Annotated in this window: 4 protein-coding genes and 1 riboswitch; of the genes, 1 reads left to right on the top strand and 3 read right to left on the bottom strand. The window is 45.7% G+C overall.

All coding sequences use genetic code 11. The annotated features are described in order from the left end of the window. Window positions 1-713, top strand: a 713-nt coding sequence (locus tag GRP75_RS22465; protein WP_160790408.1) for a polysaccharide deacetylase family protein, incomplete at its 5' end; no start/stop codon positions are given. Window positions 714-911: 198 nt separating this feature from the next. On the opposite strand, the gene GRP75_RS22470 is transcribed toward GRP75_RS22465, so the two are convergent. The 3 genes from GRP75_RS22470 to GRP75_RS22480 form a co-directional block, all read right to left on the bottom strand. Beyond that, window positions 912-1,580: a 3D domain-containing protein gene (locus tag GRP75_RS22470; RefSeq protein WP_023988952.1), complete on the bottom strand. Its 669-nt coding sequence runs from the start codon at window positions 1,578-1,580 to the stop codon at window positions 912-914. Between the two features lie 6 nt (window positions 1,581-1,586). Further along, window positions 1,587-1,755, bottom strand: a riboswitch (cyclic di-AMP (ydaO/yuaA leader). Window positions 1,756-1,989: 234 nt separating this feature from the next. Continuing rightward, a complete protein-coding gene (locus GRP75_RS22475) occupies window positions 1,990-2,712 on the bottom strand; it encodes an amino acid ABC transporter ATP-binding protein (RefSeq protein ID WP_068942600.1) in 723 nt (240 codons plus the stop codon). Then, a partial coding sequence (locus GRP75_RS22480) for an amino acid ABC transporter permease (protein WP_160790409.1) occupies window positions 2,699-3,235 on the bottom strand: 537 nt, incomplete at its 5' end. The genes GRP75_RS22475 and GRP75_RS22480, both read right to left, overlap by 14 nt.

Here is a 3,235-nt window from a genome sequence, read left to right on the forward strand (position 1 = left end):
CCCATCCCAAGGAAGCAGCTGTTGCTTCTTCTGTACAACAGAGCACAGATCGAGCAACTCCTACATTAGCAATGCTGCGAAAAAAACATGCGGACATTTTTAAAATGTGCGGCCCACACACCCGCCAAATTGCCCTAACCTTTGATGATGTGCCCGATTCTAGGTATACGCCGCAGGTTTTGGACGTATTACACGCCAATGGCATCAAAGCTACATTTTTCATCGTCGGTCACCGTGCGGAAAAGCATCCGGGGATCATACGCCGTATTATCCGTGAAGGCCATGCTATAGGAAACCATTCCTATACTCATCCGGATTTTAGAAAGGCCACACCAGAACGCTTTCGCAACCAGATTACAAAAACAGAACGTATTTTACAAGCCAGCGCAGGTTTTCGCCCCAAGTTGATTCGTCCACCCTACGGTGAAATCACGGAGCCTCAAATCCAGTGGGCACGTCGTCATGGCTACATGATTGTCAATTGGAATGTAGACTCTCTCGACTGGAAGGGACTAAGTAAAACACAAATTCAGCGCAATGTGATCCCAGCTACTGGGCCTGGCTCTATTATTTTAATGCACGCAGGTGGAGGTCAAAGTTCCAACTTGCAAGGCACTGTCCAAGCTCTGCCGGGTCTAATTCACTCTCTAAAAGCTAAGGGCTACAAATTTGTGACAGTCCCCCGGCTACTCCACACATCGGAACAGAAATAACCATATGTTTATGATTGAGCTACAAGCTAAAGCAACGTAAAAAGGCTGTCTTACCAGCAGAAGTTTTCTGCTCGTCAAGACAGCCTTTTTTATGGATAGGACCTGATAAGAGTCTGACCTAGTTATATGCGGTAGGATACAGGCATTAAGTTTACATAATATATATTATGTTTAATTAAACCGTATATACGTATAATGCTATTTATCAATAACGTACAGCTTCACATTTTGAAATCCAAAGTCGTTCACAAATGATTTGTTGCCAGGAATAAAGATATCAATCCGTTTTCCTGTAATGGCGCTGCCCTGATCGCGAGCGACAGCTACAAAAGAATGATCCGGCAAACCTGGGTGGGAATAGCCTGTAACCAGCACTTTCGTGCCCATCGGAATGACGTTCGGGTCTACCGCAATTGTACCTAGTTTAAGCGGATTGCCGTAGTAGTCCACTGCTCCCCATTTACCATTCTCATCGGCTGCGGCAGAATACGCAGTAGCCTTAACGTCAACTATTTTGCTATAGTTAAATGTTTTGCCCCACGCTTCAATCGTTGGCCCCTCATTCGCTGGTGCTTTCTCCGTAAGAAGCTGCGGCTTCGAATCCGAAGCTGCATTCACACTTTTTTCACCAGGTACCTTAATTTGCAGACCTGCATATATATTGTTAGAGGCAATGTTTGGGTTCGCCTTCGTCAGCTCGTCCACTGATACTCCATAACGTTGAGCAAGCAAAAAGAAGGTATCGCCATCTTTGGCAGTATGAAGCGAAGCAGCATCCGCTACTCCAGCTGTCTGTGCCAGCCCTGCAATGGCTGCGGCAAGCACCGCAAATTTCATGGTTTTTCCAATATGTTTTAGATGTTTCAAAGATATGTACCTCCTCTGTTATGCCTGCGAAGTTAGCTGTCGGATTCGGACTCAGGAGAAGCCCTATGCTTGTGCAATTCACCCCTAGGCATATTCCATATCGTCTTATGACGTATCGGAAAGACTGCCGTTGTTACGTCCCCCGCACTTCCCATAGTTTGGGCCCGCATTCAGCGTTTGTCATAACCGCATGCTGTCCCGGTAAGTTTTGGCTTACTGCATAATATCACAATTTTGTAACCTTATCCGCATGAAAATGTTGGGAACCTTGAACATCATACTATACTCATTACAATTTTGTCACCAAGAAATCGATATTTGTTACGAAAATATGGTGAAATGGTGACAAAAAAAAGAAAAAGCCCTCCGTCAAACGGAGGGCTTTTTTATAGCTCATATCAGCACTTTCTTACAATACTTTGGCAAGAAAATCACGGGTGCGATCATGGCTTGGAGTACCAAATACCTGCTCTGGTGTACCTTGCTCTACAATTTGACCGTTATCCATAAAGATAATTCTATCGCCTACCTCGCGGGCAAAGCCCATTTCATGCGTCACGATTACCATGGTCATGCCGCCTTCGGCGAGCTTCTTCATTACATCCAGAACCTCTCCAACCATTTCAGGGTCCAATGCAGAAGTCGGCTCATCGAACAGCATTACGTGCGGCTGCATGGCCAAAGCACGCGCAATCGCAATACGTTGCTTCTGACCACCGGATAGCTGGTTCGGATAGGTATTCTTCTTATCCTCAAGCCCTACGGTACGCAGGAGTTCTAGCGCAATTTTTTCCGCTTCCTTCCCTGACTGTCTTCTAACCTGCGTTGGTGCAAGCGTCAGGTTCTGCAACACTGTTTTATGCGGGAACAGATTAAAATGCTGGAACACCATCCCCATCTTCTCCCGGGTCACATTAATATTATGACCACGAGCTGTAATCGGCTCTCCCTCAAACAAAATCTCCCCGTTCGTAGGCTGTTCTAGCAGATTCATGCAACGCAAAAACGTACTCTTCCCCGAACCGCTGGGACCGATGATGACGACGACTTCACCTTTGGCGATATCTATATCAATGCCTTTTAAAATCTCATTCTTGCCGAACGATTTACGCAGTTGTTTAACGGTGATCACTGGCTCTCAACTTCCTTTCCCATAAACCCAGCAGCTTAGACAAGCTGAATGTCATTACAAAATAAATAGCGGCTGCGATTACGAACGGACTTAATCCTTCGTAGGTAATGTTCTTAATGACCTGGGCCTGATACATAATATCCACCATCCCAATGGTCGAAATAATGGATGATTCTTTAATGATCGTAATAAACTCATTACCGATAGCAGGCAAAATAGATTTAAATGCTTGCGGCAAAATGACATGACGCATAGCTTTGCCCCGTCCCATACCCAATGAACGGGCAGCCTCCATCTGTCCACGGTCTACTGCCTGGATACCTGCACGGAAAATTTCAGCCAGATATGCCGAGCTATTCAGAGACAATGTGATTATACCAGACTGGAGTGGAGTAAAATTGACACCCAGCGTCAAAGCAACCCCGTAGTGAATAATCATGAGTTGCACCAGCATAGGTGTGCCACGCAGGATCTCTACATAAGTGGTACCTAACCACTCAATGATGCGTACTCCACTCATACG

It is taken from the genome of Paenibacillus sp. OT2-17 (genome assembly GCF_009827695.1).
Taxonomy (GTDB): domain Bacteria; phylum Bacillota; class Bacilli; order Paenibacillales; family Paenibacillaceae; genus Paenibacillus; species Paenibacillus polymyxa_B.